Genomic DNA, 14,786 nt, shown 5'->3' on the forward strand with positions numbered 1-14,786 from the left:
CAGGATTCAACCCTTCAGCGCTTTCCAGACTTTGCCGATCACGGACACGCCCGCCAGCACCACCGCACCCGCGATGATCCCCGCCACGCCGTTCAACAGCATCGGCACCACAAACCCGGCGCCACCGGCCGCTGCGCCGACGCTTTCGATCCAGTGATGCACCACCGGCACGCCGTGGGTCAGGATGCCGCCACCGACCAGGAACATCGCTGCGGTGCCGATTACCGACAGGCTTTTCATCATGTAGGGCGCGGCGCGCAGGATGCCGTTGCCGATACTTTTGGCCATCTGGCCGGGCTTCTGAGTCAGCCACAGACCGAGGTCATCGAGTTTGACGATACCGGCCACCAGGCCGTAAACGCCCACGGTCATGACAATGGCGATGCCCGACATCACGATCACTTGCTGGGTCAGCGAAGCATCGGCCACGGTGCCGAGGGTGATGGCGATGATTTCCGCCGAGAGGATGAAGTCGGTGCGGATCGCGCCTTTGATCTTGTCCTTCTCGTACGCCACCAGATCGGTTGCCGGATCAGCCACGGCCTCGACCAGTTGCGCATGCTCGGCCTCGTCTTCGGCCTTGCTGTGCAGGAACTTGTGCGCGAGCTTTTCGAAACCCTCGAAACACAGGTAGGCGCCACCGACCATCAGCAGCGGCGTCACCAGCCACGGCACGAACGCACTGATCGCCAGCGCCGACGGCACCAGAATCAGTTTGTTGACGAACGAGCCCTTGGCCACCGCCCAAACGACGGGAATTTCCCGCTCCGCGCGTACGCCGGAGACCTGCTGGGCGTTGAGCGCCAAGTCGTCGCCGAGCACGCCGGCGGTCTTCTTGGCAGCCATTTTGGTCATCAACGCAACGTCGTCCAGAACGGTGGCGATGTCGTCGATCAGCACCAGCAAACTGCTTCCTGCCATGAATCTTGTTTCCTTATGTGAATAATGCCGCGCAGCATACCGCGACTGCAGGCCACACGGGGCATTGTTGAGCGCCGCGCGAGGCCGGTGCTACCATGCGCAACCGCCAGAACAGGCAAGGAACCACCGGGTTTATGAGCACAATCCGCGAGCGCAACAAAGAACTGATCCTGCGTGCAGCCAGTGAAGAGTTTGCCGACAAGGGCTTCGCTGCCACCAAAACCAGCGACATCGCCGCCAAGGCAGGACTGCCCAAGCCCAACGTCTATTACTACTTCAAGTCCAAGGAAAACCTCTACCGCGAGGTGCTGGAAAGTATCATCGTGCCGATCCTGCAGGCCTCGACCCCGTTCAACCCGGACGGCGTACCGAGCGAAGTGCTGAGCGGCTACATCCGCTCGAAGATCCGCATCTCCCGCGACCTGCCTTTCGCCTCCAAGGTGTTCGCCAGCGAAATCATGCACGGCGCCCCGCACCTGAGCGCCGACCTGGTCGAGCAGCTCAACGGCCAGGCCAAGCACAACATCGACTGCATCCAGACCTGGATCGACCGCGGCCAGATCGCCCCGATCGACCCCAACCACCTGATGTTCAGCATCTGGGCCGCAACCCAGACCTACGCCGACTTCGACTGGCAGATCTCCGCCGTCACCGGCAAGGACAAGCTCGACGAAGCCGACTATGAAGCGGCAGCACAAACCATCATCCGGTTGGTGCTCAAGGGCTGCGAGCCGGACTGAAAATTCGCGGTGCGACTATCTCGAGCAAGTCGAATCGTCGCACCGGGGCCCCCACAGGTTTCTGTGCTGAATTCAGATTTAGCAAACAACACAAATCCCCTGTGGGAGCTGGCTTGCCAGCGATGAAGGCAACTCGGTTCAAAGTTGCTAAAGCCAAACTGCATCCCACAGCGGATAGTCGCCGATTTTACCCACCAGCCCAGCGCGCAAAGGGTTGGCCACTACATACCGTGCCATTTTCACCAAGTCATCTTCCCGCCTCAACGCCCGGTCATGGTAACCCTGCTGCCATAACGGCCCATGTCTGCCACTGTGCAGATTCACCTCTCGCGCAATCAGGGATTTGGTCTCGCGCATCAGTTTGCGGAGAGAGCAATTTTCCAGCTCGACCAGCCAGTGAAAATGATCGGGCATCACAACCCACGCCAACGATTTCGCCATTCCGTGGTCCTGTGCGCGACGAAGTTGATGAACAACCAGTCTGCCCAACGCGAAATCGGCAAAGATCGGTTCTCGATCAAGAGTGTTTGAAGTCAGTAAATAGATTTGATTCGGCTCGGCATAGCGACCGGTTCGCAGCCGATGCGAAGCAGGAAGATCAGGCAATCCGTTGCCCCTTCATGATGAGTTCATCAGAAGGCTAGACCTCAGTGTGCTGTTTGACTGGGTAAGTCTTTTTTCTTGATGTGTCAGTCAGGCCGCCATCGCTGGCAAGCCAGCTCCCACAGGGTTTGGTGCCGTTCGCAGAGTTTGAATGCAACGCACAATGTGTGGGAGCTGGCTTGCCAGCGATGACTTTCGATCAAACGCCGCAAATCACGCAGCCACCCCCGCATCCGCCCGCAGGTCCAGGGCCTCCACGGCCTTGATTGCCACCTGCTCATCGATATCCGACAGATCGCCGCTGATGCCGATCGCACCCAGCACGTTCCCCGCCTGATCACGAATCAGCACACCACCCGGTGCCGGCACGACGCTGCCCTGCCCCATGCTGTTAAGTGCGGCGATGAACGCCGGGCGTTGTTGCGCGTCCAGCGCCAGCAGGCGTGAGCCCTTGCCCAGCGCGATGGCGCCCCAGGCTTTGCCGATGGCGATGTTCGGGCGCAGCAGGCTGGCGCCGTCTTCGCGTTGCAAGGTGACCAGATGGCCGCCGGTATCCAGTACCGCGATGGTCAGCGGCGCGGCGGAGATGCCCCGCCCTGCATTGATGGCTTCGTTGACCAGCTTGACTGCGACTTTCAAGGTTAAAGCGCTCATGGTGCCGTCCTCATTTTGTTATTGGGAAAGTCGTTGGGCTGCGCTTTTCTGCCGCAGCCCGATGCAACAAATAGAACACAATGAATTATTTTTTTGTATACAATAATTCTCGAAAAGCGCCCCATGCGACGAAAAGCCACAGCAGAAAAGGCTTCCGACGAATGAAACAGGCGCTTGAGAAAATGGATTGACCTGCGCCGTCCGCCGTGAATACACTCTGCGCAAAGCCACTTGTATACAATTACAAAACGTAAAGAGGCACAAAACCATGAGCAAAATGAGAGCAATCGAAGCCGCCGTTCTGGTGATGCGCCGTGAAGGGGTTGATACCGCTTTTGGCATTCCAGGCGCTGCAATCAACCCGCTGTACTCCGCCTTGCAGAAAGTCGGTGGCATCGATCACGTCCTCGCTCGCCACGTTGAAGGCGCCTCGCACATGGCCGAGGGCTACACCCGCACCAAGGCCGGCAACATCGGCGTGTGCATCGGTACTTCCGGCCCGGCCGGTACCGACATGGTCACCGGTCTGTACAGCGCCTCCGCGGACTCGATCCCGATCCTCTGCATCACCGGGCAAGCCCCCCGCGCCCGTATGCACAAGGAAGACTTCCAGGCCGTCGACATCACCAGCATCGTCAAGCCGGTGACCAAGTGGGCGACCACCGTTCTGGAGCCGGGCCAGGTGCCTTACGCCTTCCAGAAAGCCTTCTACGAAATGCGCTCCGGCCGTCCGGGCCCGGTGCTGATCGACCTGCCGTTCGATGTGCAGATGGCTGAAATCGAATTCGACATCGACGCTTACCAGCCACTGCCGCTGGCCAAGCCGAGCGCGACCCGTGTGCAAGTCGAAAAAGCCCTGGCGATGCTGGACCAGGCCGAGCGTCCATTGCTGGTCGCCGGCGGCGGCATCATCAACGCCGACGCCAGCGAACTGCTGGTCGAGTTCGCCGAGCTGACCGGCATTCCAGTAATCCCGACCCTGATGGGCTGGGGCACCATTCCTGACGATCACCCGCTGATGGTCGGCATGGTCGGTCTGCAGACTTCGCACCGCTACGGCAACGCCACGATGCTGAAATCCGACGTGGTACTGGGCGTCGGCAACCGCTGGGCCAACCGTCACACCGGTTCGGTCGACGTTTACACCGAAGGCCGCAAGTTCATTCACGTCGACATTGAACCGACCCAGATCGGCCGCGTGTTCACCCCGGACCTGGGCATCGTTTCCGACGCCGCAGCCGCGCTGACCGTGTTCATCGAAGTCGCCCGTGAATGGCAAGCCGCCGGCAAGCTGAAAAACCGTTCTGCCTGGCTGCAGGACTGCCAGCAGCGCAAGGCCAGCCTGCATCGCAAGACCCACTTCGACAACGTGCCGGTCAAGCCGCAGCGCGTTTACGAAGAAATGAACCAGGTGTTCGGCAAGGACACCTGCTACGTCAGCACCATTGGTCTGTCGCAGATTGCCGGCGCGCAGTTCCTGCACGTCTACAAGCCGCGTCACTGGATCAACTGCGGCCAGGCCGGCCCGTTGGGCTGGACCATTCCGGCAGCGCTGGGCGTGGTGAAGGCCGATCCGAACCGTAAAGTCGTGGCCCTGTCGGGGGACTATGACTTCCAGTTCATGATCGAAGAACTGGCGGTCGGCGCTCAGTTCAAACTGCCGTACATCCACGTCGTGGTGAACAACTCGTACCTGGGTCTGATCCGTCAGGCCCAGCGCGGGTTCGATATGGACTACTGCGTGCAGCTGTCCTTCGATAACCTGAACGCGCCGGAACTCAACGGTTATGGTGTCGACCACGTCGCAGTCGCCGAAGGCCTGGGCTGTAAAGCGCTGCGTGTGTTCGAACCGGCTGACATCGCCCCTGCCCTGCGCAAGGCCGAAGAGCTGATCGAAGAGTTCAAGGTGCCGGTGATCGTCGAGATCATTCTGGAGCGTGTGACCAACATCTCCATGGGGACCGAGATCAACGCCGTCAACGAATTCGAAGACCTGGCGCTGGTCGGCAACGATGCGCCTACGGCGATTTCGTTGCTCGACTGAACGTAACCGGCTCCCTCTCCCTCCGGGAGAGGGGACTTGATCGCGTTCAGTCTGACCAACCGTGTCAAAACTGTTTTAGGAGACCACCATGCCGCGTTTCGCAGCCAACCTGTCCATGCTGTTCACCGAACAGGATTTCCTTGCCCGTTTCGACGCCGCCGCCAAGGCTGGCTTCAGCGGTGTCGAGTACCTGTTCCCGTACGATTTCAGCTCTGCCGAAATCAAGGCCAAACTCGACGCCAACGGTCTGACCCAAGTGCTGTTCAACCTGCCGGCCGGCGACTGGGCCAAGGGCGAGCGCGGTATCGCGTGCCTGCCGGACCGGGTCGACGAGTTCCGTGCCGGGGTCGATCTGGCCATCGCTTACGCACAGGTTCTGGGCAACACCCAGGTCAACTGCCTGGCCGGTATCCGTCCGCAGGGCGTGGACGATGCCACTGTTGAAAAGACCTTCGTCGCCAACCTCAAGTACGCCGCCGACAAGCTGCAAGCCGTGGGCATCAAACTGGTGATGGAAGCGATCAACACCCGCGACATCCCGGGCTTCTACCTGAACAACACGGCGCAGGCCCTGTCGATTCGCGAGCAGGTCGGTAGCGCCAATCTGTTCCTGCAATACGACATCTATCACATGCAAATCATGGAAGGCGATCTGGCCCGCACCCTGCAATCGCACCTGGCCGAGATCAACCATGTGCAACTGGCCGACAACCCGGGCCGCAACGAGCCGGGCACTGGCGAGATCAACTACCGCTTCCTGTTCGAACACCTCGATCGCATCGGTTATCAGGGCTGGGTCGGTTGCGAGTACAAACCGCTGACCACTACTGAAGCAGGCCTCGGCTGGCTGAAGACCCACAACGCGATCTGACCCCTATTTGCTTGAGCAAGACAAAAACAAGAGGAATTTCTCATGGCTAAAATCGGATTCATCGGCACCGGCATCATGGGCCACCCAATGGCGGCGAACCTGCAGAAAGCCGGTCACAGCCTGTTCCTGTCGGCGCACCACGACGCCGCCCCTGCCGACCTGGTCGCCGCTGGCGCCGTCGCTCTGGCCAACCCGCGTGACGTGGCTCAAGAAGCCGAATTCATCATCGTCATGGTGCCGGATACCCCGCAGGTCGAAGACGTGCTGTTCCGCGCCGACGGCGTCGCGGCCGGCATCGGCAAAGGCAAGGTCGTGATCGACATGAGCTCGATCTCGCCGACCGCCACCAAGGCTTTCGCTGCGAAGATCAACGAGAAAGGCGCGCAATACCTCGACGCCCCGGTGTCCGGTGGTGAAGTCGGTGCCAAAGCCGCGACCCTGAGCATCATGGTCGGTGGCGATGCCGATGCCTTCGAACGCGCACTGCCGCTGTTCCAGGCCATGGGCAAGAACATCACCCTGGTCGGTGGCAATGGCGACGGTCAGACCGCCAAGGTGGCGAACCAGATCATCGTTGCCCTGAACATTCAGGCTGTCGCCGAAGCCCTGCTGTTCGCTTCGAAAAACGGTGCCGATCCGGCCAAGGTGCGTGAAGCGCTGATGGGCGGTTTCGCCTCCTCGAAGATCCTCGAAGTGCACGGCGAGCGCATGATCAAGGGCACCTTCGATCCGGGCTTCCGCATCAGCCTGCACCAGAAGGACCTGAACCTGGCCCTGCAAGGCGCCAAGGAGCTGAACATCAACCTGCCGAACACCGCCAACGCCCAGCAAGTGTTCAGCACCTGCGCGGCCATCGGTGGCAGCAACTGGGACCACTCGGCGCTGATCAAGGGCCTGGAACACATGGCCAACTTCTCGATTCGCGACAAGAAGTAAGCCCTGCCCCGTCGCTCGTTCCCACGTCGAGGCGTCGAACCGTCTGCGTGGGAATGCAGCCCGGGACGCTCCGCGTCCCTTCCGAAGCGGACGCAGAGCGTCCATTGAGGCATCCCCACGCAGAGCGTGGGAACGATCACCTGCACTAACCAAGAACAATAAGATTGGGAGCCCGCCATGTCGGTCGATCCGCAACAACTGCTGCGCGAGCTGTTTGCCACAGCCATCGACGCGGCCCATCCGAACCAGGTCCTCGAAGCGCATCTGCCGGCTGATCGCACAGGTCGCGTGATCGTCATCGGCGCCGGCAAGGCTGCCGCTGCCATGGCGCAAGTGGTCGAGCGCTGCTGGGAAGGTGAAGTCTCGGGCCTTGTGGTGACCCGCTACGGTCACGGCGCCCCGTGCGAAAAAATCGAAGTGGTCGAAGCCGCGCACCCGGTACCGGACGCTGCCGGTCTGGCCGTGGCCAAACGCGTGCTGGAACTGGTCAGCAACCTGACCGAAGACGACCGCGTGATCTTCCTGTTGTCCGGCGGCGGCTCTGCCCTGCTGGCGCTGCCGGCCGAAGGCATCACCCTGGCCGACAAACAATCGATCAACAAAGCCCTGCTCAAATCCGGCGCGACCATCGGCGAGATGAACTGCGTGCGCAAGCACCTCTCGGCGATCAAGGGCGGACGCCTGGGCAAGGCCTGCTGGCCGGCGACTGTTTATACCTACGCGATTTCCGATGTACCGGGCGACCTCGCCACGGTCATCGCCTCCGGCCCGACCGTGGCCGACCCGAGCACCAGCGCCGAAGCGCTGGCGATCATCAAGCGCTACGGCATCGAGATTCCGGCCTCAGTGCGCACCTGGCTGCAAAGCCCTGAATCGGAAACCGTCAAACCCGGCGATCCGAGCCTGGCCCGCAGTCACTTCCAGTTGATCGCCCGCCCTCAGCAATCGCTGGATGCCGCGGCAGTGAAATGCCGTCAGGCCGGTTTCAGCACGCTGATCCTCGGCGACCTGGAAGGCGAATCCCGCGAAGTGGCGAAAGTCCACGCCGGCATCGCGCGCCAGATCATTCATCACGGCCAGCCGCTGGCAGCGCCGTGCGTGATTCTCTCCGGCGGTGAAACCACGGTGACCGTGCGCGGCAATGGCCGTGGCGGCCGCAACGCCGAATTCCTCCTCAGCCTCACCGACAGCCTCAAGGGCCAGCCCGGCGTTTATGCGCTGGCCGGTGACACCGACGGCATCGACGGCTCGGAAGACAACGCCGGCGCGATCATGACCCCGGACAGCTACGCCCGCGCCGCCGCCCTGGGCCTGAGCGCCAGCGACGAGCTGGATAACAACAACGGCTACGGCTACTTCGAGGTGCTCGATGCGCTGATCGTCACCGAGCCGACCCGCACCAACGTCAACGACTTCCGCGCCATCCTGATCCTCGAGAGCTCTAAATCATGACGCCTGATAAAAAGGTCAAAATCCTCGCCACCCTCGGGCCTGCCGTCGACGGCATCGAAGACATCCGCGAGCTGGTCGAGGCCGGGGTCAATATCTTCCGCCTCAACTTCAGCCACGGCGATCACGCCGACCACGCCAAGCGCTATCAGTGGATCCGCGAAGTCGAGCGCCAGCTCAACTACCCGCTCGGGATCCTGATGGACCTGCAAGGGCCGAAACTGCGGGTCGGCAAGTTCGCTGACGGCAAGGTTCAGTTGCATCGCGGTCAGGCCTTCCGCCTCGATCTGGACGCAACACCGGGCGACGAACGCCGGGTTAACCTGCCGCATCCGGAGATCATCGCCGCGCTGGAAGCCGGGATGGATCTGCTGCTCGATGACGGCAAACTGCGTCTGCGCGTCGTCACCAAATACTCCGACGCGATCGACACCACCGTGCTCAACGGCGGCGAACTGTCGGACCGCAAAGGCGTGAACGTGCCGCAAGCGGTGCTCGACCTGAGCCCGTTGACCACCAAGGATCGTCGCGACCTGAGCTTCGGTCTGGAGCTGGGTGTGGACTGGGTCGCGCTGTCGTTCGTGCAGCGCCCGCAAGACATCATCGAGGCCCGCGAACTGATCGGCGACAAGGCGTTCCTGATGGCGAAAATCGAGAAGCCGTCGGCCGTCGAGCAACTGCGCGAGATCGCCGAACTGAGCGACGCGATCATGGTGGCTCGCGGCGACCTGGGCGTGGAAGTGCCGGCCGAGAGCGTGCCGCAGATCCAGAAAAACATCATCACCACGTGCCGCCAGCTCGGCAAACCGGTGGTGGTGGCGACGCAGATGCTCGAGTCGATGCGCTTCTCGCCGGCGCCGACCCGCGCTGAAGTCACCGACGTCGCCAACGCCGTAGCCGAAGGCGCCGATGCGGTGATGCTGTCGGCCGAAACCGCATCCGGCGAGTACCCGCTGGAAGCCGTGCAGATGATGAGCAAGATCATCCGTCAGGTGGAGAACGGTCCGGACTACCAGACCCAACTCGACGTCAGCCGGCCGAAAGCCGAAGCGACCGTGTCCGATGCCATCAGCTGCGCGATTCGCCGGATCAGCAACGTGCTGCCGGTGGCGGTGCTGGTCAACTACAGCGAGTCCGGGGCATCGAGTCTGCGTGCGGCGCGGGAGCGGCCAAAAGCGCCGATCCTCAACCTGACGCCGAACCTGCAGACCGCGCGCCGGTTGAGCGTGGCGTGGGGCATTCATTCGGTGGTCAATGATCGCCTGCGTCAGGTGGATGAAGTGTGCTCGACCGCGCTGGAAATCGCTCAGGCGCAAGGAATGGCCGAGCGTGGCGATACGTTGCTGATCACCGCGGGTGTGCCGTTCGGGCAGCCGGGGTCGACTAATTCGCTGCGGATCGAAACATTGATTTAAGCAACACCTGTGTGGCGAGGGAGCGTGCTCCCGCCGCCCGGCATGACGGTTTCCACAAGAGACACCGCATTCACCGGGCACGAGCTCCTCGCCACCGCTTCAAGCAAGACCTTTTGATTTTCCCACTGCCCAGATTCTCCAGACATGCCTGCCAATCATTTCAACACCCACTGCCCTGACTGGGCCGAGGCCTTGCTCAACGGCTTCAGTCAAATCTTCCTCCAGCGTCATCCGCTGTGTGGACTCCTGTGCCTTCTGGCCATTTTATTCACCGCGCCGGTGCTGTTTGCCGGCGCGCTGCTGGGCGCGGTCGCCGGTTTGCTCACCGCGCAACGGCGCAACTACGCCAAGGCGGATCGCCAGGCCGGACTGTTCAGCTACAACGGCGTGCTGGTCGGTCTGTTGCTGAGCCTGTATTTCCCCTGGTCGCCGATGCTGCCGCCGCTGATTCTGGCGGCCGGCGGTCTGAGCGCGATGATCACGCAGCAATGGCTCAAGCGCGCACGCCTCACCGAGTACCTGCCCGCCTACACCGCGCCGTTCGTGCTGCTGAGCTGGGTGTTCCTGTGTTTCGCCGAGCCTTCGACGCCGGCTCCGGCGCTTGAGCTGAACACCGTGAACCTGCTCGGTGCCGCCCTGAAAGGCTTCGGTCAGGTGATGTTCCTCGACCATCCGTTGGCCGGTGGATTGATCGCCGCCGGTTTGCTGATCGCCGATCGCCGGGCCTTTGCCTGGGCGCTGCTGGCTTCGGTAATCGGTCTGGGTTCCAGTCTGTTGCACCACGACAGCCAGGTCGCGTTGCTGGGGTTGGGTGGCTACAACGCGGTGCTCGCCGCCCTCGCCTTCAGCGCCCAGCGCCAGCAACCGTGGCTGCCGCTGTTCGGCATCGGCCTGGCGCTGCTGCTGACGCCGCTGTTCAGTGCCCTGGGTCTGGCGACTCTCACTGCACCGTTCATTCTTGCCTGCTGGCTGCTGCGCACCGGCATTCGCCTGATGCAGCAACCGCAGATCAACGGCGCGCCTTGCGCTCACGGGGAGAATCAACCTAGGCTGCGCTGATCTTTGATTCAGGCGTGATCCATGGACAGTAACCAGCACTGGCGTGAACAGCTTTACGTCATGATTTTCCAGAGCGACACCCCCGCCGGGCGACGTTTCGACGGCATTCTGCTGCTGATCATTCTGGCCAGCCTGGTGATCGTGATGCTCGACAGCATCGACAGCGTTCACCGCAATTACGCCGATGTGCTGGCGTATATCGAGTGGGGGTTCACCATCATCTTTGCCGGCGAGTACATTCTGCGTCTGTACTGCTCGCCCAAACCGCTGCGCTATGCCTTCAGTTTTTATGGATTGGTGGATCTGCTGGCGATCGTGCCGGGCATTCTCGCGCTGTACTACAGCGATGCGCAGTACCTGCTGATTATCCGGATCATTCGTATGCTGCGAATTTTCCGCGTCCTCAAACTCAGTCCCTACCTCAAACAAGCCAACTACCTGATGTCGGCGCTGCGCGGCAGCAAGCAGAAGATCGTGGTGTTTCTGGTGAGCGTCTGCACACTGGTAACGGTGTTCGGTACGTTGATGTACGTGATCGAAGGCCCGGAACACGGCTTCACCAGCATTCCCAAGGGCATCTATTGGGCTATCGTGACCCTGACCACCGTCGGCTTCGGCGACATCGTGCCGAAGACTCCATTGGGCCAGGTGATTTCGTCGCTGGTGATGATCACTGGTTACTCGATCATCGCGGTACCCACCGGAATCTTCACCGCCGAACTGGCCAATGCGATGCGTGGTGAACAGTTGCAACACGACTGCCCGGTTTGCCAGAAAAAGAGCCATGAAAGCGGCGCGGCATTCTGTTCGCGCTGCGGCAATCAGTTATTCAAGAAAATAGAATAAGCAAAGTTCTTTTTAATCTTTAAACGACTATGCGCGCCCCGCTATAGTCGCTGGCAAATGGCCTCATCTTTGTAAAAACACCCCCACAGAACAAGGAATGCGCAGTGAAAAAACTCTTTGGCGCCTCACTTCTCGCCGCAGGTCTTGCCTTCGGCAGCGTGGCTCAGGCCGCACCGACCCTGCTCAACGTGTCCTACGACGTGATGCGCGATTTCTACAAGGACTACAACACTGCGTTCCAGAAACACTGGCAGGCCGAACACAACGAAAACATCACGGTGCAGATGTCTTTCGGTGGTTCGAGCAAACAGGCTCGCTCCGTGATCGACGGTTTGCCGGCTGACGTGATCACCATGAACATGGCCACCGACATCAACGCCCTGGCCGACAACGGCCAACTGGTGCCGAAGGACTGGGTCACCCGTCTGCCGAACAACAGTGCGCCATTCACCTCCGCGACCGTATTCATCGTGCGCAAAGGCAACCCGAAAGCCCTGAAAGACTGGCCGGACCTGCTCAAGGACGGCGTGCAGGTTATCGTGCCGAACCCGAAAACCTCGGGCAACGGCCGCTACACCTACCTGTCGGCCTGGGGCTACGTGCTGAAAAACGGCGGTGACGAGAACAAGGCCAAGGACTTCGTCGGCAAGCTGTTCAAACAGGCACCGGTGCTGGATACCGGTGGCCGCGCCGCGACCACCACGTTCATGACCAACCAGATCGGCGACGTGCTGGTGACCTTCGAAAACGAAGCCGAAATGATCGCCCGCGAGTTCGGCCGCGACCAGTTCGAAGTCATCTACCCGAGCGTCTCCGCCGAAGCCGAGCCGCCAGTGTCGGTGGTCGACAAAGTGGTCGAGAAGAAAGGCTCCCGCGCCGCTGCCGAGGAATACCTGAAGTTCCTGTGGTCGCCGGAAGGTCAGGAAATCGCGGCCGCCAACTACCTGCGTCCACGTGACCCGGCGGTGCTGGCCAAGTACACCGACCGTTTCCCGAAAGTCGACTTCCTGTCGGTCGAGAAGACCTTCGGCGACTGGCGCACCGTGCAGAAGACCCACTTCAACGATGGCGGGATCTTCGACCAGATCTACAGCGGCCAGTAAGGCTTGAGCTGACATGAAAAAGGCGACCTGCAGAGGTCGCCTTTTTTGTGGCCGGCTACATCGGCGGCTTGACGCCATCCTTGCCCGCCGAGATCGATTGCGCAGTCAGCGTGCCATCCGCGCTCTGGGTCACGAAGGTGACGATCTTCACCCCGACCTTGAGCAGGCTGCGATCACCCGGCGTCAGGTTGACGATCGGCACGTCCTCCGGCACCAGGATCTTCTGCTGGCCGCCCTTGTAGTTGACGGTCAGCACCCGGCCGTTGCTCACCACCAAATCGCCGACGCTGCCGTTGGTCATGCTGCTGCCCTTGGCCAGGTCGAACGGCCGATGACCGTCGCCGCTGCCGGCCAGCTCTGGCGGGAACACGTGAACCTCCAGCGCCTTGAGCGTGCCATCCTCTTGGGGAATGGCGGCCGAGCCGATGTAGCTGCCGGGCTTGATGTCTTCGATGTTGGCCAGGGTGACCGCGCGGACCTTGGTGTCCGGGGTCAACTGGATCACGACGTTTTCACCGCTGTTGACGTGAACCTTGAGCGAGTCGGGGCTGACCCCGGTGATCTCGCCGCGCACGCCCATGCGCATGCCGGGCGCTTCGGCGGCCTGCACGGCCGTGGCGCCGAGCAGACTGATCAGGGCAATCGTTGTGGTGTGGCGAAGCAACTGACGAAACATCGCAATCCTCCGTTGATGAATGCTGAAACCCGGTCACAACATAAGCACGCTATCGAACAAGATGTAAGTGAATGTATCATCGACGCTCAACGGTCGGACGCAAGGTTCGCCGATGAACAATGGATTGTTCGGCGCCACCTGTTCCGCAACGGAATAACTGATATCGATCAGAAGCCTCTACTGCCGGCTCGGCCCGTCCCTTAGCCTCACCGCATTCCTTTTCGCTGGATCGAGAAACCCTATGACCGCCACAACTCACACAATGACCCGAGGCATGGTGCTGCTGTTCGCTTTCTGCTGCGGCGCCATCGTTGCCAACATCTACTACGCCCAGCCGATCATCGGCCTCATCGCGCCAGACATCGGCCTGACCGACACCATGGCCAGCTTCATCGTGTCGCTGACCCAGATCGGGTATGCGCTGGGCCTGTTCTTCCTGGTGCCGCTGGCGGACCTGCTGGAAAACCGCCGGTTGATGATCATCACCACCGTGGTGGCAATTGCCAGCCTGCTGGGTGCGGCGTTTACCGATCAACCGAATGTGTTCCTGCTGATTTCGTTGCTGGTGGGGTTCAGCTCGGTGTCGGTGCAGGTGTTGATTCCATTGGCGGCTCATCTGGCGCCGGAAGAATCCCGTGGCCGGGTGGTCGGCGGGATCATGGGCGGTTTGCTGCTGGGGATTCTGCTGGCGCGGCCAGTGTCGAGCGTGGTCGCCGACCATCTCGGCTGGCGGGCGATGTTCATGATCGCCGCAGCCTTGATGGCAGCGATCAGCGTGGTTCTGGCGCTGACTGTGCCCAAGCGCCAGCCGGATCACAGCGCCTCCTACGGCCAGTTGCTGGGTTCGTTGTGGACGCTGCTGCGCAAACAACCGGTGCTGCGTCAGCGGGCGTTTTATCAGGCTTGCATGTTCGCCACCTTCAGCCTGTTCTGGACCGCCGTACCGCTGGAACTGGCGCGCAACCATGGCCTGTCCCAGAGTGAAATCGCGATCTTCGCCCTGGTCGGCGCCATCGGTGCCATCGCCGCCCCGATCAGCGGACGCCTGGCCGACGCCGGCCACACCCGCATCGCTTCGTTGCTGGCCATGCTGTTCGCCAGCCTGAGCTTCCTGCCCGCCTTCATCCACCCGGCCTACAGCGTGATCGGCCTGGCCGTGACCGGCGTGGTGCTCGATTTCTGCGTGCAGATGAACATGGTGCTCGGCCAGCGCGCGGTCTACTCCCTCGACGCCAAAAGCCGCGGCCGCCTCAACGCGCTGTACATGACCAGCATCTTCGTCGGCGGCGCCTTCGGCTCGTCAGTGGCGAGTGCGGTGTACGAGCATGGCGGCTGGTTGTGGATCGTGATTGTTGGCAGCGCGTTCCCGCTGCTGGCGCTTGTGCGGTTTTTGAGTGCTTCGCAGAAGCCTGTTCTGGCAACGGCCTAGACTCTGAAAAGCACTGCCGGATCGCTGATCCGACAGTGCT

General features: G+C 61.4%; 14 protein-coding genes. 10 read left to right on the forward strand and 4 right to left on the reverse strand.

Annotated elements, in window-relative coordinates; translation table 11 throughout:
- Positions 1–6: 6 nt before the first annotated feature.
- Positions 7–921 carry a DUF808 domain-containing protein gene (locus CAF74_RS17150; RefSeq protein ID WP_007959291.1) on the reverse strand — a complete coding sequence of 305 codons (915 nt, stop codon included), beginning with the start codon at positions 919–921 and terminating at the stop codon, positions 7–9.
- Between the two features lie 134 nt (positions 922–1,055).
- Between CAF74_RS17150 and CAF74_RS17155 the strand changes: the two genes are divergently transcribed.
- On the forward strand, positions 1,056–1,661 hold the full coding sequence (locus CAF74_RS17155) for a TetR/AcrR family transcriptional regulator (protein WP_007959290.1): 606 nt from the start codon (positions 1,056–1,058) through the stop codon (positions 1,659–1,661).
- Positions 1,662–1,808: 147 nt separating this feature from the next.
- On the opposite strand, the gene CAF74_RS17160 is transcribed toward CAF74_RS17155, so the two are convergent.
- Together CAF74_RS17160 and CAF74_RS17165 are read right to left on the reverse strand one after the other, a co-directional pair.
- Complete coding sequence (locus CAF74_RS17160) at positions 1,809–2,267, reverse strand: transposase (RefSeq protein ID WP_064384024.1); 459 nt, start codon at positions 2,265–2,267, stop codon at positions 1,809–1,811.
- A 210-nt stretch (positions 2,268–2,477) separates the two neighbouring features.
- Positions 2,478–2,918 (reverse strand): heme-binding protein, encoded by a 441-nt coding sequence (locus tag CAF74_RS17165; protein WP_085747086.1) that lies wholly within the window; start codon positions 2,916–2,918, stop codon positions 2,478–2,480.
- A gap of 268 nt (positions 2,919–3,186) precedes the next feature.
- Between CAF74_RS17165 and gcl the strand changes: the two genes are divergently transcribed.
- The 8 genes from gcl to CAF74_RS17205 all read left to right on the forward strand — a co-directional run bounded on the left by gcl (position 3,187) and on the right by CAF74_RS17205 (position 12,641).
- Positions 3,187–4,962, forward strand: coding sequence for a glyoxylate carboligase (gcl, locus tag CAF74_RS17170; RefSeq protein ID WP_085747087.1), 1,776 nt, complete (start codon positions 3,187–3,189; stop codon positions 4,960–4,962).
- Positions 4,963–5,050: 88 nt separating this feature from the next.
- Positions 5,051–5,833, forward strand: coding sequence for a hydroxypyruvate isomerase (gene hyi / locus CAF74_RS17175; RefSeq protein ID WP_085747088.1), 783 nt, complete (start codon positions 5,051–5,053; stop codon positions 5,831–5,833).
- A 42-nt stretch (positions 5,834–5,875) separates the two neighbouring features.
- The gene (locus CAF74_RS17180) at positions 5,876–6,769 is read left to right on the forward strand and encodes a 2-hydroxy-3-oxopropionate reductase (protein ID WP_085747089.1); all 894 of its coding nucleotides are present in this window, start codon (positions 5,876–5,878) and stop codon (positions 6,767–6,769) included.
- A 177-nt stretch (positions 6,770–6,946) separates the two neighbouring features.
- Positions 6,947–8,221 carry a glycerate kinase gene (locus CAF74_RS17185; RefSeq protein ID WP_085747090.1) on the forward strand — a complete coding sequence of 425 codons (1,275 nt, stop codon included), beginning with the start codon at positions 6,947–6,949 and terminating at the stop codon, positions 8,219–8,221.
- On the forward strand, positions 8,218–9,633 hold the full coding sequence (gene pyk, locus CAF74_RS17190; protein ID WP_085710519.1) for a pyruvate kinase: 1,416 nt from the start codon (positions 8,218–8,220) through the stop codon (positions 9,631–9,633). The genes CAF74_RS17185 and pyk overlap by 4 nt, the downstream gene beginning before the upstream one ends.
- Before the next feature lie 144 nt (positions 9,634–9,777).
- Positions 9,778–10,692, forward strand: coding sequence for an urea transporter (locus CAF74_RS17195; RefSeq protein WP_085747091.1), 915 nt, complete (start codon positions 9,778–9,780; stop codon positions 10,690–10,692).
- A 21-nt stretch (positions 10,693–10,713) separates the two neighbouring features.
- Complete coding sequence (locus CAF74_RS17200) at positions 10,714–11,538, forward strand: ion transporter (RefSeq protein ID WP_085747092.1); 825 nt, start codon at positions 10,714–10,716, stop codon at positions 11,536–11,538.
- A gap of 104 nt (positions 11,539–11,642) precedes the next feature.
- Positions 11,643–12,641 carry a sulfate ABC transporter substrate-binding protein gene (locus tag CAF74_RS17205; RefSeq protein WP_085747093.1) on the forward strand — a complete coding sequence of 333 codons (999 nt, stop codon included), beginning with the start codon at positions 11,643–11,645 and terminating at the stop codon, positions 12,639–12,641.
- A 55-nt stretch (positions 12,642–12,696) separates the two neighbouring features.
- Here the strand turns inward: CAF74_RS17205 and CAF74_RS17210 are convergent, their stop codons facing one another.
- Complete coding sequence (locus CAF74_RS17210) at positions 12,697–13,317, reverse strand: DUF5666 domain-containing protein (protein WP_039769760.1); 621 nt, start codon at positions 13,315–13,317, stop codon at positions 12,697–12,699.
- A gap of 241 nt (positions 13,318–13,558) precedes the next feature.
- On the opposite strand from CAF74_RS17210, the gene CAF74_RS17215 reads away from it, so the two are divergent.
- A complete protein-coding gene (locus CAF74_RS17215) occupies positions 13,559–14,746 on the forward strand; it encodes an MFS transporter (RefSeq protein ID WP_039769755.1) in 1,188 nt (395 codons plus the stop codon).
- Positions 14,747–14,786: the final 40 nt, after the last annotated feature.

The sequence above is a fragment of the Pseudomonas sp. R45(2017) genome (genome assembly GCF_002112305.1).
Lineage (GTDB): Bacteria > Pseudomonadota > Gammaproteobacteria > Pseudomonadales > Pseudomonadaceae > Aquipseudomonas > Aquipseudomonas paraglycinae.

Excerpts from the sequence above, each read along its gene's own strand:
- gcl (WP_085747087.1), top strand. The coding sequence starts at position 3,187 with ATGAGCAAAATGAGAGCAATCGAAGCCGCCGTTCTGGTGATGCGCCGT.
- hyi (WP_085747088.1), top strand. The coding sequence starts at position 5,051 with ATGCCGCGTTTCGCAGCCAACCTGTCCATGCTGTTCACCGAACAGGAT.
- CAF74_RS17200 (WP_085747092.1), top strand. The coding sequence starts at position 10,714 with ATGGACAGTAACCAGCACTGGCGTGAACAGCTTTACGTCATGATTTTC.
- pyk (WP_085710519.1), top strand. The coding sequence starts at position 8,218 with ATGACGCCTGATAAAAAGGTCAAAATCCTCGCCACCCTCGGGCCTGCC.
- CAF74_RS17150 (WP_007959291.1), bottom strand. The coding sequence starts at position 921 with ATGGCAGGAAGCAGTTTGCTGGTGCTGATCGACGACATCGCCACCGTT.
- CAF74_RS17185 (WP_085747090.1), top strand. The coding sequence starts at position 6,947 with ATGTCGGTCGATCCGCAACAACTGCTGCGCGAGCTGTTTGCCACAGCC.
- CAF74_RS17215 (WP_039769755.1), top strand. The coding sequence starts at position 13,559 with ATGACCGCCACAACTCACACAATGACCCGAGGCATGGTGCTGCTGTTC.
- CAF74_RS17155 (WP_007959290.1), top strand. The coding sequence starts at position 1,056 with ATGAGCACAATCCGCGAGCGCAACAAAGAACTGATCCTGCGTGCAGCC.
- CAF74_RS17210 (WP_039769760.1), bottom strand. The coding sequence starts at position 13,317 with ATGTTTCGTCAGTTGCTTCGCCACACCACAACGATTGCCCTGATCAGT.
- CAF74_RS17195 (WP_085747091.1), top strand. The coding sequence starts at position 9,778 with ATGCCTGCCAATCATTTCAACACCCACTGCCCTGACTGGGCCGAGGCC.
- CAF74_RS17165 (WP_085747086.1), bottom strand. The coding sequence starts at position 2,918 with ATGAGCGCTTTAACCTTGAAAGTCGCAGTCAAGCTGGTCAACGAAGCC.
- CAF74_RS17180 (WP_085747089.1), top strand. The coding sequence starts at position 5,876 with ATGGCTAAAATCGGATTCATCGGCACCGGCATCATGGGCCACCCAATG.